Source organism: Rathayibacter sp. AY1D2, from assembly GCF_002932695.1.
GTDB lineage: Bacteria > Actinomycetota > Actinomycetes > Actinomycetales > Microbacteriaceae > Rathayibacter.
The window spans coordinates 1-24,207 of the sequence record NZ_PSVX01000055.1; the positions used below are offsets into that span (position 1 = coordinate 1).

A 24,207-nucleotide genomic window follows, 5' to 3' on the forward strand; every position below is an offset into this window, starting at 1 on the left:
ACAGTCCCGCGGACGGGACGTAGCACTGCCGGGCGTGCTGGGCGCCACGTTAGCCGACGCATGTAGCGAGAGTCGATGCTCCGTCGCGGATCTCCCGTCCGCCAGGGCCGGCCCGATGAACGAAGGGGGCCCGTGGCCACGCTCATCTACGGACCGCAGAACCTCGAGATCGAATTCGAGGAGCGCGTCCTCGCGCACCTGAAGGTCGCCGTCCTCTCGAAGCTGCGCCGCAACGAAGCCTTCTCGCTCTCGTGGATGGAGGACGCCTCCACCGGACACGGCCGGAGCTCCGTCTGGCTGCACCCGTCGGTGCCGCTGCACTTCCGCTTCACCGAGGCTCACCAGCCCAAGCTCAACCGCGCGTGGATCGAGCAGATGCTCAGCGTCGCCAGCATGCACGGCGAGCTCTCGGTCCTGCCGGAGCCCGAGGAGCAGCGCCAGGGCTCCTGAGCTCCGCCGCTCCTGGGCCCCGCTGCCCCCTGATCGCGCGGCCGTCAACCCCGTCCCCTCTGCGGGGGACGCGAAGTACCGTCGAGAAGACGTCCCCGGAACCATCGGCGGACGTCGACGGACGGAGACGACCATGACGGACACCGCGCGAGCGACCGGCCTGCCCACCCTCACCCCGGTGCGGACGCTCCGCAAGGAGCAGCCGATCGAGCCGCGCCGCGTGCCGGACTCCGTCTCCGTCGGCTCCCAGCCGGTCATCGGCTGCCGGATCGACGTGAGCGGCCGCTCCTTCGTCGTCGAGCTCGACATGGCCGGCATCTTCCTGCGCCAGGTGCGCCGGAGCCTGCGCGAGGGCGAGGGCGGCCTCGTGCTGCTGCGCCACGTCGACGGGATCGAGATGATCCCGTTCTCGCGCGCGACGCCGTTCGACGTCTCGGACATCGTCTGCCCCGAGGGCGTCGAGCCCGCGGACGCCCGCTCGGCCCTGGGGCTCCGCGACCGCTGATCCGCGACGGGCGGGGTGCTCCGCCCCGCGCCCGCCGCTGAGCGGGATCAGGCGGGGAGCGACGCCTCGATCAGGTCGACGATCCGAGGGTCGTCGGGCTCGACCGTCGGGCGGAACCGGTGGACCGTGCCGTCGGCCGTGATCAGGAACTTCTCGAAGTTCCACTTCACCCGGCCGGCCTTGCCGTTCTCGTCCTCCGCCTTGGTGAGCTCCGCGTAGAGCGGGTGCGCCGAGCGGCCGTTGACGCGGACCTTCTCGAACATCGGGAAGGTGACCCCCCAGGTCGTCGAGCAGTACGCCTTGATCTTGTCCTCGTCGCTCAGCTCCTGGAGGAACTGGTTGCTCGGGAAGCCGAGGACCGTGAATCCGCGCTCCCCGTAGCTCTTCTGCAGGGCCTCGAGCTTCTCGTACTGCGGGGCGAGGCCGCAGCGGGAGGCGACGTTGACGATCAGCCGCACGGGCGGGTAGTCGGCGAGGGTCGACGTGGTGCCGTCGATCGTGGTGAGGGGGATGTCGGCGATCGTGTCGGGCACGGAGGGCTCCTTCGGACGTGGTGCGTCGACGCTACTCCCCGCCGCCGAGGGAACCCCGAGTCGTGGAGGCGGCTCGCTGCGGGTTCCCGCGACGGTCCGGGGTTCCCTCGGCGCGCACCTGCCTCCACCATGGGGGGATGGCCGCCTCGCAGCAGATCGTCTCGGTCGGCGGGCGGAGGCTGCGGCTGACGAACCTCGACAAGGTCGTCTACCCGGAGACGGGCTTCACCAAGGCCGATGTGCTCTCCTACTACGCCTCCGTCGCCTCCGCGCTGCTGCCCCATCTCGCGCGCCGCCCGGTCACCCGGAAGCGCTGGGTCGACGGAGTGGGCACCGCCGAGCATCCGGGCGAGGTCTTCTTCGAGAAGAACCTCCCCTCCTCCGCCCCCTACTGGCTGAGCCGGACCCGGCTCGCGCACTCGTCGCGCGACGTCGAGTACCCGCTGGTCGACGACGTCGCCGGGCTCACCTGGCTGGCGCAGCAGGCGGCGCTCGAGCTGCACGTCCCGCAGTGGCGGGTGGGCTCCGACGGCGAGCGCCGTCCGCCCGACCGTCTCGTGCTCGACCTCGACCCGGGCGAGGGGGCGGGCCTCGCCGAGTGCGCCGAGGTCGCGTTCCTCGCCCGCGACCTGCTGGAGGGGATGGGGCTGGCTCCGCTGCCGGTGACCAGCGGGAGCAAGGGGATCCACCTCTACTGCCCGCTGGACGCCTCCGCCTCCAGCGACCAGATCTCGGCGGTCGCGCACGAGCTGGCGCGCGCGCTCGAGTCGGACCACCGCGACCTCGTCGTCTCGGACATGAAGAAGACCCTGCGCGAGGGCAAGGTCCTCGTCGACTGGAGCCAGAACAGCGCGGCGAAGACGACCATCGCCCCCTACTCCCTCCGGGGGCGCCTCCGGCCGGCCGCCGCCGCGCCCCGCACGTGGGAGGAGCTGGGTGCCGAGGACCTGCGCCACCTGTCGCCCGACGAGGTGGTGGAGCGGCTGCGGAGCGACGGCGACCTCCTCCGCCCGCTGCTCGCCGCCCGGGGTGCCGGGCTCGAGCCGACCCCGGAGCGGATGGCGGGCTTCGCCGCGACGGACGCCTCCTCCGACCGCCTGGCGACCTACCGCAGCATGCGCGACGCGTCGAGGACGCCGGAGCCGGTGCCCGAGGCGGGGTCCGCGGGCTCCTCCTCGGGCGACTCCTTCGTCATCCAGGAGCACCACGCGCGGCGCCTGCACTACGACTTCCGGCTCGAGCACGACGGCGTCCTGGTCAGCTGGGCGGTGCCGAAGGGCCCGCCGCTGGAGGGCGACCCGAACCGGCTCGCGGTGCAGACCGAGGACCACCCCCTCGAGTACGCGACCTTCGAGGGCACGATCCCGGCCGGCGAGTACGGCGGCGGCGAGGTGCGCATCTGGGACGAGGGCACCTACGCGCTCGAGAAGTGGCGCGAGGGGAAGGAGGTGATCGCGGTGCTGACCGGCCGCCCCGACGGCGGGCTCGGCGGCGAGCCCCGCCGCTACGCCCTGCTGCACACGGGCTCGAGGGAGGGCGCCGAGAAGAACTGGCTCCTGCACCTGATGGCGCCGGGTCCCGCTCATGGGCACGGGACGCAGCGACGGGGCCGGGCGGCCGCGTCCGCCGGGTCGCCCGCTCCCCGCCCCGCGCCCTCCGCCGACCGCCCGACCGAGGACTCCGCTCCGCGCCGCCACCGCCCCATGCTCGCCACGGCCGGACGCCGCGGCGACGTGGACCCGGGGGCCGCGATCGAGATGAAGTGGGACGGCTACCGCGCTCTCGTGCGGGTGCAGGGCGGCACCGCGACCCTCACGAGTCGCAACGGCAACGACCTGACCGCGGCGTTCCCCGACCTGCTCGCCCCGCTCGCCGAGGCCGCTGCCGACGCCGTGCTCGACGGCGAGATCGTCGCCCTCGACGCTCGCGGGCGCCCCGACTTCGGCGCCCTGCAGACCCGCGGCGGGCTGACGAAGCCGCGCGAGATCGAGGCGGCCGCCCTGTCCACTCCGGTGCACCTGATGGTCTTCGACCTGCTCGAGCGCGCAGGAGAGGACCTGACCGGGAGCGACTACGACACCCGTCGCTCAGCACTGGTCGACCTCGTCGCCGAGAACGAGCGCGTGCACGTCCCGTCCGTGTTCGACGGCGACCTGGAGGAGGCGATGGCCACCAGCCGCGCCCTCGGCCTCGAGGGCGTGGTCGCCAAGCGCCGCGACTCGCGCTACCAGGAGGGCAGCCGCTCGCGCGACTGGATCAAGCTCACCCACCACCGGCTGCAGGAGGTCGTGATCGTGGGCTGGCGCGAGGGCGAGGGCGGCCTGCAGGGCTCGGTCGGGGCGCTGCTGACCGCGATCCCCGGCGAGGACGGGCTCGCCTACTCCGGCCGTGTGGGCACCGGCTTCAGCGACCGCGAGCGCCGCGGACTGGTCGACCGCCTGGCCGAGCACGCCACCGAGGAGCCCGCCGTCTCCGTCCCTCCGCTCGAGTCGCGCGGCGTGCACTGGGTGTCGCCCGTCCTGGTCGGCGAGGTCCGCTACCGCGAGCGCACCGCCTCCGGCACCCTCCGCCAGCCGGTCTGGCGCGGCTGGCGCGCCGACAAGGCCGCCGAGGACGTGCGCGTGGAGGAGCCGGGCAGCTGACCCTCCGGTCTTCCGATTGCGAGGCCCGGCATCGCCGCTCGCGCCGCCGATCCGCTGCGGCCCCCGGCACCTCAGTCCAGGCGCACCCCGCGCAGCAGGAGGAGGGTCGCGCCGACCGCGGCACCGGTGCCGATGAGGACGCCGCCCGCTCCGGCCGCCGCCGCGAGGACGCCGAGGAGGCTGGGCAGGGCGATCAGCCCGAGGCGGTTCCCGGCCAGGCGCAGCGCGAGGGCGCGGCCGTGGCGGTCGGCGGGGGTGCGCTCGATCAGCCACGACATCGTGATGGGCTGGCCGATCCCGAGGCCCAGGCCGAGGGCGGCGACCGCGACGAAGAGGAGCACGGTCGGCGCGGGCAGGGCGACCAGCACCAGGCAGAGCGCCGAGATCAGGATGCCGCCCACCATCACCCGGGTGCGCCCGAGCCGGGCGGTGGCCGCGCCGAGGAGGAGCCGCGAGGCCATCGACGCGAGCGCGCGCACGGTGAGCAGGGCTCCGACGACGCCGGCCGGGAGCCCGCGCTCGGCGCCGAGGGCGGGGAGGTAGACGACGGTCAGGTCGACGGCGGCGACGACGGTCGCGCTGGTCAGCAGGGCGCGCGCGAGGCCCGGCACCCGGAGGAGACCGAGCGTCGAGCCCGGAGCCGCCGCCCCCTCCGCCGCGGGTCCGCGCGGGGACGGGCTGCGGATCCCCGCCGTCGAGACGAGCAGCAGCACCGCGAGGATCCCGCCCACGAGGAACAGCGGCGCCGGGTCGGGCCGCACCGAGCCGCCCGCGAGCACCGGGATGAACGCGGGCCCGATCGCCTGCCCGAGCGACGCGGCGAACGTGTAGTAGCCGAAGCGGCTGTCGAGACGCGTCCCTCCGGTGCCGCCCGCGACGACGGTCTGCTGCCCGACCACGCAGCCCAGGTGCCCCGCGCCGAGCAGGGCGATGCCGAGGAGCAGCCCCGCGACGCTCCCGCCCGCCAGGAGCAGCACCGCGGCCGCTCCCACCGCGACGAGCGAGCCGACGGCCATCACGGCCCGGGCGCCGACCCGGTCGATCAGCCCGCCCACCGGCAGCGCGATCAGCAGCGGCACCAGCGCGAACGAGGCGCCGAGCGCCCCGAGCGCCCAGGCCGGCACGTCGAGCCGGATCGCCTGGTAGACGGCGGCCGGCCGGAGCAGGAACGCGACGGCCTGGATGAGCACGGCGTGCGCGAGCAGGGACGGAGTCGCCAGGCGGTTCCGCACGCGCGCTCCTTCCCGCGGCGCTCGGCCGAGCACCCGCTCCCCCATCCTCCTCCCGGTGCCGCCGCCGAGTCGCCCGGAAAGGATCGTCCTGCCCCCTCGAGAACGGGCCTTCTCGTGCGACTCAGCCCCGCGGCGGCGGCGAGGGGAGCGCGTGCGCGGGCAGGGTGCCGAGGCGGTGCCGGCCGCGGAGGAGGAACCAGGCCAGGCCGATCCCGACGACCGCGGCGATCACGACGACCGCGCTCCAGCGCAGCTCCTCCCCGTAGACCTCGACGCGCGGCCACGCGAGGTCGACCGTCATCGCCGCGCCCCAGAGCACCGCGACGACGTTCACCGGCAGGCCCGCGCGGCCGAGCGAGAAGCGCCCGGGCGCGGCTGCGGGCCACCGGCCGCGGAGCCGGGCGATCAGCAGCGGCACCGTCACCAGCAGGTAGGCGAGGTAGATCAGGATGACCGCCACGCTCGTCACGGCCGTGAAGATCGCCGGCGTCCCGATGTTCACGACCAGGATCAGCACCGCGAGCACCCCCACGACCAGCGCCGGCGCCACCGGTGTCCCGCGCCGCGGGTCGACGCGGGCGAGCACGCGGCTGCCGGGCAGGGCGTTGTCGCGGGCCATCGCGAAGATCAGTCGGATGGCCGCCGTGTGCACCGCCAGCGCGCACACCGTGATCGCGACGACCACGCAGAGCAGGAGGACCGATCCGAGGGGGCCGCCGAGCACCTGCAGCACGATCCGCTGCAGCCCGCCCGACGCCTGCCCGAGCGCCGGGTCGGCGAGGTCGGGCGCCGAGAGGATCCCCAGCAGCAGGATGAGGCCGCCGAGGACGAAGGAGGCGGTCACCGCCCGCAGGATCGCCGTCGGCGCGGTCCGGCGCGGATCGACCGTCTCCTCGCCGAGCGAACCCGCGGTGTCGAACCCGTACATCACGTACGCCGACGCGATCGCGGCGATGAGGAACGCGCCGGCGTACCCGCCCGGCGTGCTCCCGCCGTAGCCGCTGGTGTCGAGGAGCACGGTCGGCGGATGCACCACGTTCACCGCGAGCACCGCCACCAGCAGCACCGCCGCGACGAGCTCGATCAGCACGCCGACGCTGTTGATCCGCGCCATCAGGCGCACGCCGCGCGCGTTGACCGCGGTGGTGAACGCGATCAGCAGCGCTCCCCAGACCACCGCGCTCACCCCCGCGGAGCCGCCGAGCTGGAACCCGCTCCAGATCTGCGGGAGCGTCGCCTGGTACGCCAGCACGACGGCCGCGAGCGTGACCACGGACGCGGTGGCCATCAGCCAGCCCGCCAGCCAGCTCACCGTCGGCCCGGCCAGGCGCTTGCTCCAGTTGTAGACGGAGCCGGCGACCGGGTAGCGGGCGGCGAGCTCGGCGAAGCACAGCGCGACCATGAGCTGCCCGGTGAACACGATCGGCCAGGACCACCAGTACGCGGGACCGCCGAGCGCGAAGCCGAAGGAGAAGAGCTGGAACGTGCCGGTCAGGATCGAGATGTAGCTCACGCCCGCGGCGAAGCTGCCGAAGCGGCCGATGCCGCGGGTGAGGGAGGGGCGGTACCCGAACTCAGCGGTCCCGTCGTCGACGTCCTCGGTGGTGCTCATCGGGCTCCCCCTCGCGGGCGCGCTCGTCGCACCGAGGTCAGGATGCCAGCCGCCGCCCGGCCGCACGACTCCCCCGTCCCGGGCGTCCGTCAGCGGGTGCTCAGCGCTCGCCCCGCTCCCGGTGCACAGGACTCGGGCGGCCCCCGCGGACGTGAGCGGCGTCAGCCGTGCGCCGCGAGCCGGGTGCGCTGGGGCACCAGGAGCTCGAGCAGCTCCTCGACCCCGTCGACCCGCTGCGGCTCGACCGGGTGCCCGGGTCCGCACGGCTTGTAGGCGGGCGGATCCACGTTCAGGACGTGCCCGACGGGCCGCCCCTTCTCCCAGACCGTGAGGAGGAAGGCCCCGTCCCGCTCGTCCGGGGCGCCGATCTCGAAGACCCGGCCGCGCACGATGGCGCACTGCGGCTCCTTGCGCGCGAGGCGCACCCAGAAGGGATGGTCTCCGGTCATGGTGTCCGTCCTCCCCGGCCGACCCGCGGCCGTGCCCGTAGCGGTCGACCGGTGATCGTGTCGTCGGTGACCCGCAGGGCCACGGTACGTCCGCCTCCCCTCAGCCGATCAGGGGGTTCACTGCGGAGCCTCGCAGTGGTAGCGGACGCCGGTCGCGCCCGGACGCGCACCACGGGGAACCACTCACTGCTCGTAGGAGTCCTCGTAGTCGGCACCACTGGTCAGCTCGCCGTCGCCGGGCTGCACGGGATGCTCGCCGGTGAGCGCGTCGATCCGCTCGCGCAGCCGTGCCACCTCCGCCGCGTTGTCCGGCTCGGGCAGGTCGCTCGGCGTGGTCTCGACGATGAGGGCGGCCGCGGCGTTCACGAGGAAGGTGGCGTCGACCGTCCCGCCGTCCGCGCCGATCCCCGTGTACTCGACGGTGTCGGCCGCGCCTTTCGCGGCGAGGGCGACGGCGTACTCGACGAGCGCGTCGGCCGCCTCGTCCCCCACGAGGATCGTCTTGTCGGCGAAGAGGATGTGCTTCATGCCGTCCATGCTCGGCAGCGCCGGCTGCGTGGAGGGAGAAAGTTAACAGAGGACCGCCGCTGACGGAAGACCTGGACAGATCGAGCAGAGAATGGCAGGCCGGGTTGTCGGATCCCTCCGGTCTGCGGAAGGGTGGTGGCAACGGCGGGCGCCTGCCGGCCGGAGATCAGGGGCTGGAGACGCCGATGGGGAAGCTGCACTACGACGGGACCGTCGAGATCGACTTCGAGGACCGCGTGCTCGCGCACCTGCAGATCGTCATCACCGCGAAGCTGCGCCGCAACGAGTCGTTCCTGCTCAGCTGGCGCGACGACCACAGCATGGGCGACGGCCGCAGCGCGATCTGGATCCACCCCTCCCACGCGCTCCGCTACAAGTACTTCGGCGGCCGGATGCCCCGCATCAACCCCGCCTGGATCTCCGCGCTCACCGACCTCGCGAACTCCGCGGGCGGGCTGTACGTGATCTCGGAACCCGCCGAACCGGTGCGTCCCCCGGCGAAGGGCGACCAGCTGTGAAGCGCATCGACCTGATCTACAACGGCACCGCCTACACCGTCAACAACAGGAGCCTCGACGAGTTCCGCGCCGAGGTCGAGGCCGCCCTGGCCTCCCCGACCCCGCAGTGGCTGACCGTCAACTACGGCGAGGGTCGCGCGAACCCGGCGCTCCTCCTCATCACGCCGTACACCCCGCTGTCGATCATCACGAACGACTTCGACGAGCTCAACGCAGAGTACGAGTAGCGGCGGACCTCGGGGAGGTCAACCACGTCGTCCGGTCGATCCGCGCCCCGTACCGTCGGGCAGGACCTCGTCGACGTCGTGCGCGGACCCCGCACGGCGACACCCGATCGACACCGCCCGCGCCCCGGCGCGCGGAACAACGGCCGCGGACACCCGGCCAGGAGCCGTGATGACAGATCCCGCCTTCGCCGTCCTCGACGACCTCATCGCCGCCCTCGAGCGTCCCGGCTCGATCGACCCCGGCCTGAGCCGCTCCGTCGCCGTGCAGGCCGCCGTCCTCCGGCTCCCGTCGCCCCGCACCATGCACCGTCCGCGCCCGACGAGCCGCTTCACGGGCCGTCGCCTCGTGCGCCCGGGCAGCGCAGCCAGGCGGGCCCCCGCGCGTCGCCGCGTCGTGGTCCCCGCCGGTCCGGCGGAGCGTCGCTCCGAGCGGAGCCGACGGCTGAAATGGGCGCGGTGACCGACTCCGACGCTCTCTGCGACCCGTATCTGCGCGGGTATCCGATCGACGGCGTCGCGATCTCCACGCTCGGCAGCCCCTTCGGCGGCGAGACCGTCGCCGCGAGCGACAGCACCGCGAGCCGGCTGGACGAGATCCAGATCGACCTCGGCGAGGGCCCGTGCTGGGAGGCGATCCGCGCTGCCGGCCCCGTCTCGGTGCCGGACACCGGCGCGGAGGAGCGCTGGCCGCTCTTCACCGAGGCGATCGGCCCCACGGCGGTGCGCGCGGTCTTCGCCTTCCCGCTCTCGATCGCGGGGCTCTCGATCGGCGCGGTCGACCTCTACTCCCGCCGCCCCACGTCGCTCAGCGACTCCCTCCTCGGCCGGATCAGCGCCTCGACCACCGCGACGGCGCTGCTGGTGCTGGCCGCGGTGCTGCGCGACAACGAGGTCGAGGAGAGCACGAATCCGCGCTCGCGACGCGTGGTGCACCAGGCGACCGGCATGATCATCGCGCGCTACGGCAGCACGGCCGAGGAGGCGCAGCTGCTGCTGCGCGCCCACGCCTTCGCCCAGCAGCGCTCCGTCGTCGATGTCGCCTCCGGCATCGTGGCCCGGCACGACGGGTTCCCCGACCGCCCTCTCACCGCCCAGGACGACACATGGGGACGAACTCCCGCGAGCGCAGCGTCATCCAGACGTTCGTCGCCCTCTCCGACACACTGGTCGACGACTTCGACGTCGTCGACTTCACGCAGACCCTCGTGGAGAGCAGCGCGACCCTCTTCGACGCCGTCTCGGCGGGGCTCGTCCTCGCCGACTCCTCCGGCTCCCTCGAGGTGCTCGCCTCCACGGACGAGGACACCCGGCTGATCGAGCTGCTCCAGCTCGACAGCGGATCGGGCCCGTGCATCCAGTGCTTCGAGACCGGGCAGCCTGTCATCGTCGAGGACGCCCGCGCCGTGGGCGAGGAGTGGGCGGAGTTCCGGACGCTGGCGGTCGAGCTCGACGTGCTCTCGGCGCACTGCGTGCCGATGCGGTCGGCGGGGACGACGATCGGCTCCCTCAACCTCTTCCAGGCCCGGCCGGGGCGGCTCGATCCGGACGACATCGCGGTCGTGCAGGCGTTCGCCGACGTCGCGACGATAGGGATCCTCCATCAGCGCGCGCTCCAGCAGAGCACGGTCACCCAGGAGCAGCTGCAGCACGCCCTCGACAGCCGGGTGCTGATCGAGCAGGCGAAGGGGATCCTCGCCTACGCCCACCGCACCACGGTCGAGCAGGCCTTCGAGGTGCTGCGGGTCCGCGCGCGAGCGACGTCGACCCCGATCACGACGCTCGCCCAGGAGATCATCCGCGACTACCGGCGCTGACGCTCCGCGCCCGCGGAGCAGGAGCGGGGCGCATCCGCGCCGGCGGCGCCGCGGCTCGGAGCTCAGTACTCGTTCTCGAGCTCCCACGTCGCGCGGGGGTCGACGTCCGAGGCGGGCACCGGACCGCCCGCGCCGTCGAGCGCGTCGAGGCGCTCGAGGATCTCGGCGCTCGACTCCGCCGCTGCGCTACCGGTCCCTGCGACCACCAGGGGGACGCCGAGCCCGATGGTGAGCGTCACGACGGAGGAGGGGGCCGAGTCGTCGGCGACGCTGACCGTGCTCATCCGGTGCTGCTGCGCGAGCGCGAGCGAGTAGCGGACGACGGCGTCGGCGGTCGCGTCGTCGAGGGAGAGGGAGCCTCCGGTGTGGAAGAGCGTCGTCATGGTCAAGTCCTCGCAGGGCAGGCGGATGGGCATGGTTCCGTCACCGGGGGCCAGGATGCGGTGCGTTCACGCTACGCCCCGGGCGCTCGCGGGTGCAGGTCTTGCGCCGAGGCGCGCCCCTGTCGCATGGTTCGCTCCCGACGCCGGAGCAATTCCGCCATGGCTCTGAGGCGGCTCACATGTTAACGTGAACACACGCGTCGGTCCCCTCGGCTCGACGCATCCCTCCCCCGAAGGAAAGGTCTCGACGATGAGACGACGCTCCCCGGAGCCCCCTGCCGCCGCGCCTCGGCGCCGCGTGCGATCCCTCTTCCTCTCCGCTCTCGCCTGCACGAGCGTCGCCCTCACCGGCGCTCTCGTCCCCGTCTCGGCGCAGGCCGTCGACGTCCCGGCGCCCACCGCGCACTACGACATGTCGCACGCCGGCTCGGCCCTGCTCGACATCTCGGGCAACGGACGCAACGCCACCCTGACCGGCCTCACCGACGCGTCCTTCGCGAACGCCGGCGGCGACCAGGTCGCCCGGTTCAAGAACGACGGCTACGCGAGCCTCCCCCAGGGCCTGGTCACCGGAGCCGACAACGCCTTCGCCGTCGAGTACACGGTGAAGACGCAGACCACCGCCAACCAGTTCGGCTGGGTCATCGGCGACGGCGTCGGCCCGTGGAACACCACGCAGCTCGGCAACCACGTCTTCGTGAACCCGCGCAACCCCGACGGCTCGCCCAGCGGACAGGTCCTCGCGGGCATCCGCGTCAAGGAGCCCACCAGCAACGGCGAGACCCGCATGCCGTTCGGCGGCACGCTCAACCCCGGATTCACGACGCTCACGCTCGTCGGCACCGGCACCGGCTCGAACACCGTCCTCACGCTCTACCGCGACGGCACGCAGATCTCGACGGCGAACACGGCGAAGTCGATGGCGAGCATCGTCCCGACCGGATCCACGCTCGGCTACCTCGGGCGCTCGCTCTACACCGGAGACGCCCTGGTGACCGCCGACGTCACCGACGTGAAGTTCTGGGACACCTCCCTCACCGCCGAGCAGGTCGCCTCGAGCATGCCGACCGCCGACGCGAAGGCGTCCGCGACCTCCGCCCTGCTGCGCTCGGACATCCAGCCCGTCCTGCTGGCCGGCAACCCGTCGCTGACCCAGGTCTCCTCGAACCTGACGCTGCCCGCCTCCAGCAGCGGCGTCCCGCTCACCTGGACCTCCTCGAACAGCGCGGTCGTCTCGACCACCGGCGTCGTCTCGCGCACGATCGCGCAGAACACCCCGGTGACTCTGACGGCGACCACCGCTCAGGGCGCGACGATCGCCTTCGACGTCGTCGTGCTCGCCCCGAGCATCAACGACGACCTCGACGCGCTGAAGCTCGCCACGCGCACGACCGAGAACCTCCCCCTCGCGGTGAAGGGCGCCAAGAACGGCACCGACATCACCTGGACCTCGTCCGACCCGGCGCTCGTCACCCCGACGAACACGTCCTACGCCGCTCCGGCGGTCGGCGCGGCCGACCCGTACCGCGGCGGCGGCGTCGTCACCCGGCCGGCCTACGGCTCCGGCGACAGGACCGTCACCCTCACCGCGAAGGCGACGCTCAACGGAGTCACCGAGACGCGCGCCTTCACCCTGACCGTCGCCGAGCTCGGCCGCACCGCTCCCGACGCGGGCTACGCCTCGGCGTACTTCAAGTCGGACGGCGACGAGAAGATCTACCAGGCCGCGACCTCGGGCAACGACTTCTTCACCTTCTCGCCGGTCAACGGCGGCAAGGCGGTCATCACCTCGACGACCGACACGAAGGGCCTGCGCGACCCGTTCATCCTCCGCTCGCACAACGGCGACAAGTACTACATGGTCGCCACCGATCTCTGCATCTCCTGCGGCACGAACTGGGGCGACGCCCAGTCCACGGGCAGCCTGAAGATCGAGGTCTGGGAGTCGACCGACCTGGTGCAGTGGACCCGCACCAACGGCGCCGACACCGGCATCACGGTCAACCAGCCGGCCGCCGGCATGACCTGGGCGCCCGAGGCGTACTGGGACGACGCGCTGCAGTCCTACGTCGTGTTCTTCTCCTCGCGCCTGTACTCCGACGCGACGAAGACCAACAACGACAAGCTCTACTCCCGTGTCTTCTCGGTGATCACCCGCGACTTCCGCACCTTCACCGCTCCCCCCGCCACCTGGCAGGACACGGGCTACGCGCGGATCGACTCCACGATCACGAAGATCGGCGACTACTACTACCGCTTCACCAAGAACGAGGAGGGCGGCGCCGCCGGCATCCTGGAGGCCGGGAAGGACATCTTCCTCGAGAAGTCGAAGGTCCTGACCGCCGGGACGACCTCCTCGAACTGGAGCGCCGACCCGAACACCACCTGGCAGCTCACCGACACCCGGATGACCTCGCTCGAGACCGGCCAGGCCGGCGAGGGACCCGAGATCATCAAGCTGAACGCGGGCGACCCGAACGACACCACCGGCACGGGCGACGGCTACGCCTTCCTCGTCGACAACTACGGCGACGGCGGCTACAAGGCCTTCCTCACCTCCGGAGCGGCGATCGCCGGCAGCTCGCAGACGAACCGCCTCTCGCAGTCGGCCGACTGGAACGTCTCGCCCAAGAGCCGCGCCGGCCTCCCGACCAGCCCGCGGCACGGCGCGTTCGTGAGCGTCCCGCAGACGGTCCTCACCGCCATGAAGAACTGGACCGGCGTCACTGCCGTCGACTCCACCACGACCCTCACCGCCGACGGCCGCACGGTCACGGCGACGGTCGCGGCGGCCGACAGGGGCGACGTCGTCGGCTCGGTCACCTTCACCGGCGGCTCGTGGACCTCGACCGTCCCGCTCTCCGGCGGCTCCGCGAGCGTCTCGGTCCCGGCGGGCGTGACCGGCGTCACGGCCTCCTACACCGGGTACGCGGACAAGCTGGTGCGCACGTCGGTCTCGGCCGCCGTCCCGCTGGACACCCTCGAGCTCGTCCCCGCCGTCGCCACGCGCTGCGTCGCCGGCAAGATCGTGCTCACCGCGACCGTGAAGAACACCGACACCGCTGCCGCAGACGTCACGATCGCCTCGGCCTACGGCTCGAAGTCGTTCACCGCGGTCGCACCCGGATCGTCCGCCTCCGCCGCCTTCACCACCCGCCTGGCCTCGACGCCGGCCGGCACGGTGACGGTGACCGGATCGGCGACCGGCCAGCCCGCGTTCACCGCGACGGTCCCCGTGGCCGCCGCGCGCTGCTGACGCACTGACGACGAAGGGCCCCCTCCTGCGCTCGCGCGGGAGGGGGCCCTTCGTCGTTCCCGGGTCAGACGGTGGGAGCGAGCAGGTCCGCGTGGTGGGCGGCCGCCACGTTCGGGTGGGCCCGGAGCCGGTAGCGCAGCGCGTTCTCGCCGTAGGTCTCGAGGATCGGCGCGTTCGTCGGGTCGACCGAGAGGCCGGACTTGAGCTCCTCGGGCAGCGGGAGCGAGGGCATGGTGGCCGAGAGCGCGGGATTGAAGAAGAACGGGATCGAGATCCGGTCCGTTCCGATCAGCGGCGAGATCACGCGGTGCAGCGTGGCCTTGAGGTAGCCGCCCGTGGCGAGCTCCAGCATCTCGCCGATGTTGACGACGAACGCGCCCTCCATCGCGGGTGCCTCGATCCACGAGCCGTCGTGCTCGACCTGCAGGCCGCCCTTGCCGGGCTCGACCAGCAGCAGCGTCAGCACGCCGCCGTCGCGGTGCGCGCCCACGCCCTGCTTGGGCTCCGGGTCGGAGGTGCCCGGGTAGCGGACGACCTTCACCAGCGAGAACGGCCGCTCGGCGAACGCCTCGTCGAACACGTCCTCCGGAGCGTCGAGCGCGACGGCCCAGGTGCGCAGCAGCCGGATCGCGACCGCGGCGAGCTCCGCGTGCCAGCGCTCGAAGACCTCGCGGAACTCCGGCAGCGCCTCGGGCCAGAGGTTCGGCCCCTCGAGGCGCTCGTAGTCGGCGACGCCGGGCCCGGCGGGAACGGCCGGTCGGTCGATGCCGATGTCGACCTGCTCGCGGTAGTCGACGTCGCCGTTGGTGAGCTCGGCGCCGAAGCGGGTGTAGCCGCGGAACTGCGGGCTGAGGGTGTTCTCGATCGCGAGCTTCTCCTCCTCCGGCAGATCGAAGAAGCGGCGGGAGACGGCGACGACGTCGTCGAGGAGGTCCTGGGGCACGCCGTGGCCGATGAGGTAGAAGAAGCCCACGTCGTGCGTGGTCTCCCGGAGGTCGCGGCGGAAGGCGGCGGCCTCCGCCTCCCCCCGGTCGAGGCGGGACAGGTCGAGGATCGGCAGGGAATCGGTCATGCACCGACTCTCGCGCACGAACCTGCACAGCAGTCGATTGTTACGACAACCAAAACGGCGGGCCCCGCCACGGCGCGGAAGAGGTTCCTCCGCTCCGCGACCGGGCCCGCCGTGAGCGCCGAGTGTTACGGCGTGGGCATGCCGCCGTTGACGTGCAGCGTCTCGCCGACGACGTAGCTCGACTCCGGGGAGGCGAGGAACACGTAGGCGGGAGCGAGCTCGGCCGGCTGACCCCAGCGTCCGAGCGGCGTCTGCGAGCCGACCTCGGGCAGCTTGTCGGACGGCTGGCCGCCCGCGGTCTGCAGCGGCGTCCAGATCGGGCCCGGGGCGACGACGTTCACGCGGATCCCCTTGGGCGCGAGCTGCTGCGCGAGCGCCTTCGAGAACGTGTTGATCGTGGCCTTCGTGCTGGCGTAGTCGACCAGCATCGGCGACGGCTGGTAGGCCTGGATCGACGAGGTGCTGATGATCGCGGAGCCCGGGGCGAGGTGCGGCACGGCCGCCTTCGTCATCCAGAACATCGCGTAGACGTTGGTCTTGAAGGTCTCGTCGAACTGCTCGTCCGAGAGCTCGAGGAAGTCCTCGACGTGCTGCTGCTTGCCCGCGTTATTGACGAGGATGTCGAGTCCGCCCAGGCCCTCGACGGCCTTCGCGACGGCGCCCACCGCGAAGTCGTGGTCGGTGATGTCACCGGGGATGGCGACGGCGGTGCGTCCGGCCTCCTCGATCAGCGCGACGACCTTCTTCGCATCCGACTCCTCCTCGGGGAGGTAGACGATCGCGACGTCGGCGCCCTCGCGGGCGTAGGCGATGGCGACGGCCGCGCCGATGCCCGAGTCGCCTCCGGTGACGAGCGCCTTGCGCCCGGTCAGGCGGCCGGAGCCGCGGTAGGTCGACTCGCCGCGGTCGGCGGGGTCGTCCATCTTCGAGTCGAGGCCGGAGCCCTCCTGGTACTGGGCCTCCGTGTCGATGTCGGCGAACATCGCGGTCGGGTCTTGGAACGTGTACTGGTCGTTCTGCGGAGTCTGGTCGTTCTGCGAGGTCATGTCTCGACGCTAGGCGCGCGGGATCGACGGCCGCGCGTGCTTGACAGCCCCGATCCGCCAGGACACAGGAGGTCTTCAGGAGCCGCGGAGCCCCCCCGGATCGGGGAGAATGGTGCGGTGACCCGCGACGACTCCCTGTCCTTCGACACCACGGCGCCGCTGCCCGGCTGGCAGCACGCCTACTCCGGCAAGGTGCGCGACCTCTACACCCCCGACGATGCCGACCCCGTGCTCGGCGCCGACCGCATGCTCGTCGTCGCCAGCGACCGGGTCAGCGCGTACGACGCGGTCCTCGAGCCCGGGATCCCCGGCAAGGGCGAGCTGCTGACCACGCTCTCCCTCTGGTGGTTCGCGCAGCTCTCCGACGTCCCCAACCACCTGATCCCCGGCGCGATCCCCGAGGCGGTCCGCGGCCGGTCGATGCTGGTGAAGACGCTCGACATGTTCCCGATCGAGTGCGTCGTCCGCGGCTACCTCTCCGGCAGCGGCTGGAAGGAGTACCGGGAGACGGGCTCCGTCTGCGGCGTCCCGCTCCCCGAGGGCCTCCAGGACGGCGACGCTCTCCCCGAGCCGATCTACACCCCCGCGTGGAAGGCCCCGCAGGGCGAGCACGACGAGAACATCACCTTCGAGCGCACGGTCGAGATCGTCGGGGAGGAGGCCGCGGAGGCGCTGCGCACCCTCTCGCTCGCCGTCTTCCGCGAGGCGTCCACCATCGCCCTGGCCCGCGGCGTGCTGCTGGCCGACACGAAGTTCGAGTTCGGGGTCGACCGCGGGACCGGAGTCGTCACCCTCGGCGACGAGGTCCTCACGAGCGACTCCTCCCGCTACTGGGACGCCGACGACTACGACGCCGGCATCCGCGGCCGCTCGTTCGACAAGCAGATCGTGCGCGACTGGCTCTCCGACAACTGGGACGGCCAGGGCCTCCCGCCGACCCTCCCGTCCGAGATCGTCGAGCGCACGGCCGCGCGCTACCGCGAGCTCATCGAGCGCCTCACGCGCTGAGGCACCGGAACGACCTGTGGACGATCACCACCCTCGCGTCCGGCTGGAGGCCCGCGGCGAGGATCCGGACGAGGCGCGGCACAGCCTCGCGCGGCTCTACAACGGCGACGAGTGGCGCGCCGCCACCACCGCTGCAGACTTCAGCTACCGCTACGCCGCCATCGGCGACGGCGGGATGACCCTCCGCACCTCGCGGATGTCCGGGCGCCTCGCGGGCGGCGTGGGTGACTCGGACGATGTCGTCGTGCAGTGGATCGTGGGCGGCTCCGGCCGGATCGACGTCGGCCGCGCCTCGATCGCGATGGAGGAGAACCGTCCCGTCCTCTTCCCCGTCGGCCGGCCGTTCGCCTTCGACTACGTCGACTTCGACCAGCGCCTGGTGCACCTCGACCGGGGAGTGGTCGACCGGGTCGCCGCCGAGCGCGGCCTCGTCGGGTCCCTCGTCTTCGACTCCGAGCACCGCCCCGACGCCGCGGCGATCCGCCGCTGGCGCACCGCCGTCGCCGACTCCGCCCGCGCGCTGCGCAGCGAGCGCGTCGAGCAGCTGCTCTGGGACGAGCTCACCCGTGCCACGGCCTCCGCGCTGCTCGACCTCTACCCTCCGGAGTCCGCTCCGGTCCCGCCCGAGCTCCTCGCCCCCCGGAACGCACGGATCCGCACGGCCGTCGAGTACGTGCACGCCCACTGCAGCGAGCCGATCGGCCCCGCCGAGATGGCGGCGGCGTCGGGCCTGACCGTCCGGGGCCTGCAGTCCGCGTTCCAGCGGGTGCTCGGGATGCGCCCGATCGCCTACCTGCGCCTGGTGCGGCTCGACCGCGCCCGGGAGGAGCTCGCCGTGAGTCCGCCCCTCGGGACGACGGTCGCCGCCGTCGCCCGGCACTGGGGCTTCGGGAACGCGGGCCGCTTCAGCGCGGCCTACGCGGAGCGATTCGGCGAGTCGCCGAGCGCCACGCTGCAGCGCTGATCAGTCGACGAGCTCGGGCGGCGGCTGCCCCTCGAGGATGCGGCTGAGGCCGTCGAGCAGCACCGCGACGGTCGCGGCCTCCGATTCGGGCACCTTCGCGACCATCGCGCGGATCTGCTCGTAGGTCGGGTCGTCGGTGCCGACGATGGCCTTCTGCGCGCGCTCCGTCAGGCAGAGGATGCGGCCGCGGCCGTCGGACGGGTCGGGAGTGCGGTTCACGTAGCCGGCGCGGGCGAGGCGGTCGACGAGGAGGGAGACGGCCGCCGTCGTGATCGACAGGGCCGCGGACAGGTCGACGGCGCGGACGATCTCGTCGCGCCGCTCCCCGACCCCGATCAGCCGCAGGGCCGCGAGATCCGTGGCGCCGATGCCCAGGCGGCGCTCCACGCGGCCGTCGTAGTCGCGCTCCGCCGTGCGCAATCGCGTGAGCAGAGCGAACAGGTCTGGCCGAGCGTCCATCGAGGTGCACCTTCCGAGCGGCAGGCGCCCCGGACGGGAACTCGCTGCCCCCATCGAACCACTTCTCCGGCGATCGGACGGCGTGTGTCCCGAAAGCGCAGTCGGCGCCGAGACTGTTAGTCAACCGACTTAGCAATACCTAGTGTCGACGGTGCGGCACGCCTTCCGTGCGCCGCCGACGGTGAGGAGGTGCGCGCGATGGGACGACTGCTCTACGGCGCACCCGCCAGCTCGCACTCCTTCGAGGACCGCGCCCTGGCCCACCTCCAGACCGTGATCACCTCGCGGTTCCGCCGCGGCGAGGGCTTCCTCCTGACGATCGAGGACGCCGAGGGCCGCCGGTCCGAACTGTGGCTCCACCCCGGCATCCCCACCCGCTACGAGTACGACGGCACCGCCGCGATCGAGCTGAACCCGCACTGGCTGCGCGAGCTCTCGAACGCCTCGAACGGCCGCCTCGGCCTCCACCTCCTCCCCGAAACCTCGTCGCCCGACGACCTCTCCGTGAAGAAGATCCCCGCATGAGCGACCACAACGGCACACTGTTCCGGCGCGGAGGCACCGTCCGCTTCGTCCGCTGGATCTCCTCCCGCGACGGCGGCTGGGCCCCCGAGATCGTGCAGGGGCGCTACCTCGAGCGCGACGACCGCGGCTGGCTGGTCGAGATCGAGGGCACCCCGACGGTGCTCGCGAAGGACGACTGGGCCGTCTACCGCTGACCGGCCGTGCGCTCGGCGTACTGTTGAGCAGGTGCGTTCTCGTGATCGCCGCGGCATCACCTCGGCTCCCCTCCTCCTGACGACCATCGGAACGACGAGCCTCGTCTTCCTCTGCGCGTTCGAGTCGCTCGCCGTGACGACGATCATGCCGATCGTCAGCGCCGACCTCGACGGTCGCGCCCTCTACCCCCTGGCCTTCGCGGCGACGCTCGCCGCCGCCGTGGTCGGGATGGTCGCGGCCGGATCCTCCGCCGACCGCCGCGGCCCGACGCCGTCGCTCGTGGTCGCGATCCTGCTCTTCACCCTGGGTCTCGTCGCCGCGGGCGCCGCGCAGGCGATGCCGGTCTTCGTGGCGGCCCGCCTGCTGCAGGGGCTGGGCAGCGGAGGGATCACCGTCACCCTCTACGTGCTCGTCGCGCGGGTCTACCCGAGCGAGCTGCATCCGAGGATCTTCGGCGCCTTCGCCGCGGCCTGGGTCGTACCGTCGCTGGTGGGGCCGCTGGTGGCCGGAGTCGTCGCCGAGCTCGCGAGCTGGCACTGGGTCTTCTTCGGAGTGGTCGCCCTGGTGGCCCTCGCGAGCGCCGCGATCGCGCCGACGCTCCGCTCGCTCGAGCCGCGCGAGCGCCTCCCCTTCGACCGCCGGGCAGTGGGCCGCATCGCCCGCGCCGTGGTCGTCTCGGCCGGAGTCGTCGTGCTGAGCACGAGCGCCGAGCTCGCGCCCGATCTCGCCGGGCTCCTGGCCGCGGCCGCCGTGGTGGTCGTGGTCGTGGCGGTTCGCGCGCTCCTGCCCGCCGGCACGCTGCGCGCCCGCGGCGTCCTGCCGTCGGTGATCCTCCTCCGCGCCCTCGTCGCCGCGGCGTTCTTCGGCACCGAGGTCTACCTGCCGCTGCTGCTCTCGGAGCAGTACGGCCTGCCGCCCTGGCTCTCGGGCGCCATGCTCACCGCGGGCGCCGTCTCCTGGGCTCTCGGCTCGAACATCCAGGGGCGCCCGGGCACCCGCCTCAGCCACGGCGGAGCGATGCGGCTCGGCTCGTCGCTCGTGCTCGCCGGCATCGGAGTCGTGCTGCTCGTCACGGTGCTCGCCCTCAGCCCGATCGTCGCGGGCGTGGGCTGGTTCCTGGCCGGCGGCGGCATGGGCACGATGTTCCCGCGGATGGGGACGATGACGCTCGCGCTCTCCGCTCCGGGCCGGGAGGGCTTCAACAGCTCGGCCCTGCAGATCGCCGACTCGACCGGCGCCTCGGTCTCCCTCGCGCTGACGGGCCTCCTCGCGGCGGCGGTCACCGGGCTGATCGGGGCCGGGACCGGGGTCTTCGGCGCGACCTTCTCGTACGCCGCGCTGATCGCGATCGTCGCGGTCGGTCTGGCCGGCCGGCTCGACGGGCTCCTGCGCCGCGAGGGACGCCGGGAGCCCGCCGAGCAGGCTCAGCTGTAGAGCGACTCCGGCACGTCGAGGCCGTAGATCGCGCGGCCGGACGACCAGATCACCGAGCAGGCGGCCCGGAGCAGATCGGTCGCATCGTCGCCGGCGTCCACGATCACCACGGAGTCGCCGTCGAGGCGGACCTTGGCGCCGCGGACGGCGTGCGTGCCGTTCCGCGAGACCGTCGTCGCCGGGTAGGGCAGGTGCAGCTCGCGAAGGTCGCCGAGGATGTACGTCGGCCGGAGCTTGGGCTCCGCGGCGAGGAGCTGCTTGGCCCGGTCGATCCCGGTGAGCACATGGGCGCTCTCCATGTCGGCGCCGTTCGCGCCGGCGATGTCGGTGTCGAGCCGGTCGCCGAGGAACAGCGGGTTCGTCGAGCCGAAGCGCGCGGTCGCCGCGTCGAAGATGGCCCGCTCGGGCTTGCCCGCGACGACCGGGAGCCGGCCGACCGCGGTGTGCACGGCCGAGACGAGGGTCCCGTTGCCCGGGGCGATGCCGCGCGCGACGGGGATCGTCCAGTCGGTGTTCGTCGCGACCCACGGGATCCCCGTGTGGAGCGCGAACGAGGCCTCCGCCAGCTGCTCCCAGCCGACCGTGGGCGCGAAGCCCTGGATGACCGCCGCCGGCGAGTCCTCCGCGCTGCGCGTCACGGTGAACCCGGCGCGCTCGACCTCGGAGGTGAGGCCCTCCGCCCCGACGACGAGGATCGTCGAGCCGGCCGGGACCAGGTCGGCGAGCAGCACGACCGCCGCCTGCGGGGAGGTGACGACGTCCTCGGGCCGGACGCTCAGCCCCAGCTCGGAGAGGTGCCCGGCGACGGAGGCGTCCGTGCGGGAGGCGTTGTTGGTGATGTAGCCGACCCGCAGCGTCTCGGCCGCGCGGTTGAGGCTCTCCACCGCGAAGGGGATCGCGTCGGCGCCCTTGTAGACGACCCCGTCGAGGTCGGCCAGGACGGAGTCGCGGCCGTCGAGCGGAGTGGGCTCAGTCCTGCTGCTGCGGAACATCGGCGTCCTCCTCGGTGGTGTCGGCGGATTCGACCGACTCGTCGGCGGTCGGCTCCGCCGAGTCGAGAGCCTCGTCCGCGTCCGTCTCGGCGAGATCGTCGGACTCGAGGGACTCGTCCGCGAAGATCGGCTCGTCCGTGTCGACGAGGTCGGCCTCGGCGTCAGCGGTCGCATCGGCGTCGTCCGCGTCCGCGTCGTCTTCCTCGGCGATCTCCTCGGAGCCGGTCCGCCGGGCGTCGTGCTCGTCCGCGTCGTCGACGGCGGTCGGGTCGTCCTCGTCCTCGTCGTCCAGGTAGTCGTCCGCGTCGTCGACCGCGGTCCCTTCCTCGGCGCGATCGGGAGCGGACGCGGCGCCGGCCGACTCGTGCTCCTCCTCGATCACCTCGATCGTCTCGTCGTCACCGCCGCCCTCGGCCGCGAAGACGGCCTGCGCCGCGATGTCGGCGCGACGCTGCCACTCGGCCGCCTCCTCGGAGCGCCCGACCTCCTCGAGGACGAGCGAGTAGGCGGCGAAGAGATCCGGGCTGTACGAGAACGCGCGGTCCGGGTCGAGCTGCGGGATCTCGAGCTCCATGAGAGCGAGCTCCGCCTGCCCGAGGTCGAGGCGGGCGCCGGACATGGCGATCGCCAGCGACACCTGCGCGCCGGGGCTCAGCGTGGTGCGGTCGATCGACCGTCCCAGCTCGAGCGCCTTGTCGGGCCGGCCCACGCCGCGCTCGGAGTCGACCATCAGCGGCACCTGCTCGTCCGAGCCGGAGATCCGACGGAAGGTCCGCAGCTCGCGCAGCGCCAGGGCGAAGTCGCCCGTCGCGTACGCCGAGATGGCCAGCGACTCGCGGACCACGGCGATCCGTCCCGCGCGGCGGGCCGCCGAGAGCACGTGGCGGTGCGCCAGCTCGGGGTCCTCCTCGAGGAGGCGGCCGGCCATCACCAGGTGACGGGCGACCCATTCGGCGTTGTCCTTCGAGAGCGTGCGCAGCTCGTTGCGGGCGACCTTGTCGAGGTCCTTGGCCTGCACGTCGTCCGGAAGGTCCGGGTCGTCGTGGCGCGGACGCACCGACTGGAGGGAGCGCCGCTCGCGCTCCTCCTCGGTGAGCTCCGGCTCCTCGCGGGGGCCGCCGCGTCCGCCGCCGAAGCCCTCGCGTCCGCGTCCGCCGCCCTGGCGGTCTCCGCCGCCCCGACGATCGTCCGACCACGGCCGGCTTCCCCCATCGCGCGATCCACCGCGGAACGGAGGACGCGAGTCCCCGTCACGCTGCAGACGAGAGTCGCCACCACCACGGTAGGAAGGGCGGGAGTCACCATCCCGCTGCGGACGCGAATCTCCACCTCCACGGTAAGGAGGACGGGAGTCCCCATCGCGCTGAGGACGGGAATCCCCACCCCCGCGGTAAGGAGGACGAGAGTCACTGTCACGCTGCGGACGAGAGTCGCCGCCACCGCGGTACGGAGGACGCGAGTCACCATCACGCTGCGGACGCGAATCCCCACCGCCACGGTGAGGAGGACGGGAGTCCCCGTCGCGCTGCGGACGGGAATCGCCGCCACCGCGGTACGGAGGACGGGAGTCACCATCACGCTGCGGACGCGAATCCCCACCGCCACGGTGAGGAGGACGGGAGTCCCCGTCGCGCTGCGGACGGGAATCGCCACCACCGCGGTACGGAGGACGGGAGTCACCATCACGCTGCGGACGCGAATCCCCACCGCCACGGTAAGGAGGACGGGAGTCCCCGTCGCGCTGCGGACGGGAATCGCCACCGCCACGGTAAGGAGGACGAGAGTCCCCATCACGCTGCGGACGCGAATCCCCACCGCCACGGTAAGGAGGACGAGAGTCCCCATCACGCTGCGGACGAGAGTCCCCACCACCACGGTACGGAGGACGAGAGTCCCCGTCGCGCTGCGGACGGGAATCGCCACCACCGCGGTACGGAGGACGCGAGTCACCATCACGCTGCGGACGGGAGTCGCCACCGCCACGATAGGGAGGACGAGCATCACCGTCGCGGCGGGGGCGGGAATCGCCCGAGCCGCCGCGATCGTTCGAGGAGGGGCCGGGGCCGCCGGCGCGAGGCGGCCGCTCGTCAGGACGTCCGGAGTCCCGGTCGTTGCGGTCGGATCCTGAGTCGTCCATGCGTTCCTCGCCTGTCGTGGTGATGCTCTGTGGAGTTGACCCGCCCGAGGGCGGGGAGGACGGCCGGAACCGTCGCACCACCCTAACCCGCACCGCGCTCCAGTGAGCAGCGGGGATCCGAGGTGGTGGTTAAACAGCGATGGCCACCCATTTCTGGGTGGCCATCGTGAATGGTGTCCGGCGGTGTCCTACTCTCCCACAGGGTCCCCCCTGCAGTACCATCGGC

General features: G+C 72.7%; 26 protein-coding genes. 15 read left to right on the forward strand and 11 right to left on the reverse strand.

What is annotated here, in order from left to right:
* Positions 1-132 precede the first annotated feature (132 nt).
* Entirely contained in the window at positions 133-450 is a 318-nt protein-coding gene (locus tag C5D04_RS13790; protein ID WP_244229547.1) for a hypothetical protein, read from the forward strand.
* A gap of 133 nt (positions 451-583) precedes the next feature.
* Positions 584-955, forward strand: a complete 372-nt coding sequence (locus tag C5D04_RS13795) for a hypothetical protein (protein WP_104223778.1) — start codon at positions 584-586, stop codon at positions 953-955.
* A gap of 47 nt (positions 956-1,002) precedes the next feature.
* Here the strand turns inward: C5D04_RS13795 and C5D04_RS13800 are convergent, their stop codons facing one another.
* Entirely contained in the window at positions 1,003-1,488 is a 486-nt protein-coding gene (locus tag C5D04_RS13800; RefSeq protein WP_244229546.1) for a glutathione peroxidase, read from the reverse strand.
* A 137-nt stretch (positions 1,489-1,625) separates the two neighbouring features.
* Between C5D04_RS13800 and C5D04_RS13805 the strand changes: the two genes are divergently transcribed.
* Positions 1,626-4,130, forward strand: a complete 2,505-nt coding sequence (locus tag C5D04_RS13805) for an ATP-dependent DNA ligase (RefSeq protein ID WP_104347859.1) — start codon at positions 1,626-1,628, stop codon at positions 4,128-4,130.
* Positions 4,131-4,201: 71 nt separating this feature from the next.
* On the opposite strand, the gene C5D04_RS13810 is transcribed toward C5D04_RS13805, so the two are convergent.
* The 4 genes from C5D04_RS13810 to C5D04_RS13825 form a co-directional block, all read right to left on the reverse strand.
* Positions 4,202-5,362, reverse strand: coding sequence for an MFS transporter (locus C5D04_RS13810; RefSeq protein WP_258068920.1), 1,161 nt, complete (start codon positions 5,360-5,362; stop codon positions 4,202-4,204).
* A 121-nt stretch (positions 5,363-5,483) separates the two neighbouring features.
* A complete protein-coding gene (locus C5D04_RS13815) occupies positions 5,484-6,974 on the reverse strand; it encodes an APC family permease (RefSeq protein WP_104347861.1) in 1,491 nt (496 codons plus the stop codon).
* Positions 6,975-7,135: 161 nt separating this feature from the next.
* Positions 7,136-7,423, reverse strand: a complete 288-nt coding sequence (locus C5D04_RS13820; RefSeq protein ID WP_104223782.1) for a hypothetical protein — start codon at positions 7,421-7,423, stop codon at positions 7,136-7,138.
* A gap of 183 nt (positions 7,424-7,606) precedes the next feature.
* Positions 7,607-7,951 (reverse strand): hypothetical protein, encoded by a 345-nt coding sequence (locus C5D04_RS13825; protein WP_104226802.1) that lies wholly within the window; start codon positions 7,949-7,951, stop codon positions 7,607-7,609.
* A gap of 185 nt (positions 7,952-8,136) precedes the next feature.
* Here C5D04_RS13825 and C5D04_RS13830 point away from each other — a divergent pair, with 185 nt between their 5' ends.
* The 5 genes from C5D04_RS13830 to C5D04_RS13850 all read left to right on the forward strand — a co-directional run bounded on the left by C5D04_RS13830 (position 8,137) and on the right by C5D04_RS13850 (position 10,510).
* Positions 8,137-8,469 carry an ATP-dependent DNA ligase gene (locus tag C5D04_RS13830; RefSeq protein ID WP_104223784.1) on the forward strand — a complete coding sequence of 111 codons (333 nt, stop codon included), beginning with the start codon at positions 8,137-8,139 and terminating at the stop codon, positions 8,467-8,469.
* Complete coding sequence (locus C5D04_RS13835; protein ID WP_104247371.1) at positions 8,466-8,696, forward strand: hypothetical protein; 231 nt, start codon at positions 8,466-8,468, stop codon at positions 8,694-8,696. The genes C5D04_RS13830 and C5D04_RS13835 overlap by 4 nt, the downstream gene beginning before the upstream one ends.
* A 169-nt stretch (positions 8,697-8,865) precedes the next feature.
* Positions 8,866-9,156 carry a hypothetical protein gene (locus tag C5D04_RS13840; protein WP_104247370.1) on the forward strand — a complete coding sequence of 97 codons (291 nt, stop codon included), beginning with the start codon at positions 8,866-8,868 and terminating at the stop codon, positions 9,154-9,156.
* Positions 9,153-10,010, forward strand: coding sequence for a GAF and ANTAR domain-containing protein (locus C5D04_RS13845; protein WP_181137718.1), 858 nt, complete (start codon positions 9,153-9,155; stop codon positions 10,008-10,010). Before C5D04_RS13840 ends, C5D04_RS13845 begins: the two co-directional genes overlap by 4 nt.
* Positions 9,902-10,510 (forward strand): GAF and ANTAR domain-containing protein, encoded by a 609-nt coding sequence (locus tag C5D04_RS13850; protein WP_181137719.1) that lies wholly within the window; start codon positions 9,902-9,904, stop codon positions 10,508-10,510. The genes C5D04_RS13845 and C5D04_RS13850 overlap by 109 nt, the downstream gene beginning before the upstream one ends.
* A gap of 62 nt (positions 10,511-10,572) precedes the next feature.
* On the opposite strand, the gene C5D04_RS13855 is transcribed toward C5D04_RS13850, so the two are convergent.
* On the reverse strand, positions 10,573-10,893 hold the full coding sequence (locus C5D04_RS13855; RefSeq protein WP_104247369.1) for a hypothetical protein: 321 nt from the start codon (positions 10,891-10,893) through the stop codon (positions 10,573-10,575).
* Between the two features lie 298 nt (positions 10,894-11,191).
* Between C5D04_RS13855 and C5D04_RS13860 the strand changes: the two genes are divergently transcribed.
* Positions 11,192-14,149 (forward strand): glycoside hydrolase family 43 protein, encoded by a 2,958-nt coding sequence (locus tag C5D04_RS13860; protein WP_258068207.1) that lies wholly within the window; start codon positions 11,192-11,194, stop codon positions 14,147-14,149.
* 64 nt (positions 14,150-14,213) lie between these two features.
* Here C5D04_RS13860 and C5D04_RS13865 read toward each other — a convergent pair whose 3' ends face one another.
* Positions 14,214-15,221, reverse strand: coding sequence for an isopenicillin N synthase family oxygenase (locus tag C5D04_RS13865; RefSeq protein ID WP_104347864.1), 1,008 nt, complete (start codon positions 15,219-15,221; stop codon positions 14,214-14,216).
* A 125-nt stretch (positions 15,222-15,346) separates the two neighbouring features.
* The gene (locus C5D04_RS13870; RefSeq protein ID WP_104223791.1) at positions 15,347-16,267 is read right to left on the reverse strand and encodes a glucose 1-dehydrogenase; all 921 of its coding nucleotides are present in this window, start codon (positions 16,265-16,267) and stop codon (positions 15,347-15,349) included.
* A 117-nt stretch (positions 16,268-16,384) separates the two neighbouring features.
* Between C5D04_RS13870 and C5D04_RS13875 the strand changes: the two genes are divergently transcribed.
* Positions 16,385-17,275, forward strand: a complete 891-nt coding sequence (locus C5D04_RS13875; RefSeq protein WP_258059453.1) for a phosphoribosylaminoimidazolesuccinocarboxamide synthase — start codon at positions 16,385-16,387, stop codon at positions 17,273-17,275.
* Between the two features lie 16 nt (positions 17,276-17,291).
* On the forward strand, positions 17,292-18,239 hold the full coding sequence (locus C5D04_RS13880; protein WP_104260834.1) for a helix-turn-helix domain-containing protein: 948 nt from the start codon (positions 17,292-17,294) through the stop codon (positions 18,237-18,239).
* Here C5D04_RS13880 and C5D04_RS13885 read toward each other — a convergent pair whose 3' ends face one another.
* Positions 18,240-18,698, reverse strand: coding sequence for a MarR family winged helix-turn-helix transcriptional regulator (locus C5D04_RS13885; protein WP_181067834.1), 459 nt, complete (start codon positions 18,696-18,698; stop codon positions 18,240-18,242). It lies immediately after the preceding gene.
* Between the two features lie 198 nt (positions 18,699-18,896).
* Between C5D04_RS13885 and C5D04_RS13890 the strand changes: the two genes are divergently transcribed.
* From C5D04_RS13890 to C5D04_RS13900, 3 genes are read left to right on the forward strand one after another with little or no spacing between them, the layout of a single operon-like run.
* Positions 18,897-19,223: a hypothetical protein gene (locus C5D04_RS13890; RefSeq protein ID WP_104223794.1), complete on the forward strand. Its 327-nt coding sequence runs from the start codon at positions 18,897-18,899 to the stop codon at positions 19,221-19,223.
* A complete protein-coding gene (locus C5D04_RS13895; RefSeq protein WP_068256013.1) occupies positions 19,220-19,417 on the forward strand; it encodes a hypothetical protein in 198 nt (65 codons plus the stop codon). Before C5D04_RS13890 ends, C5D04_RS13895 begins: the two co-directional genes overlap by 4 nt.
* Positions 19,418-19,448: 31 nt before the next feature.
* Positions 19,449-20,852, forward strand: coding sequence for an MFS transporter (locus C5D04_RS13900; RefSeq protein WP_258068922.1), 1,404 nt, complete (start codon positions 19,449-19,451; stop codon positions 20,850-20,852).
* Here C5D04_RS13900 and C5D04_RS13905 read toward each other — a convergent pair.
* Positions 20,843-21,844 carry an HAD-IIA family hydrolase gene (locus tag C5D04_RS13905; RefSeq protein WP_104226795.1) on the reverse strand — a complete coding sequence of 334 codons (1,002 nt, stop codon included), beginning with the start codon at positions 21,842-21,844 and terminating at the stop codon, positions 20,843-20,845. The genes C5D04_RS13900 and C5D04_RS13905 overlap by 10 nt on opposite strands.
* A complete protein-coding gene (locus tag C5D04_RS18335; RefSeq protein ID WP_258068923.1) occupies positions 21,822-22,901 on the reverse strand; it encodes a hypothetical protein in 1,080 nt (359 codons plus the stop codon). Before C5D04_RS18335 ends, C5D04_RS13905 begins: the two co-directional genes overlap by 23 nt.
* Between C5D04_RS18335 and C5D04_RS18340 the strand changes: the two genes are divergently transcribed.
* The gene (locus tag C5D04_RS18340; protein ID WP_181137720.1) at positions 22,887-23,972 is read left to right on the forward strand and encodes a hypothetical protein; all 1,086 of its coding nucleotides are present in this window, start codon (positions 22,887-22,889) and stop codon (positions 23,970-23,972) included. The two genes, C5D04_RS18335 and C5D04_RS18340, sit on opposite strands and share 15 nt — an antisense overlap.
* Positions 23,973-24,207: the final 235 nt, after the last annotated feature.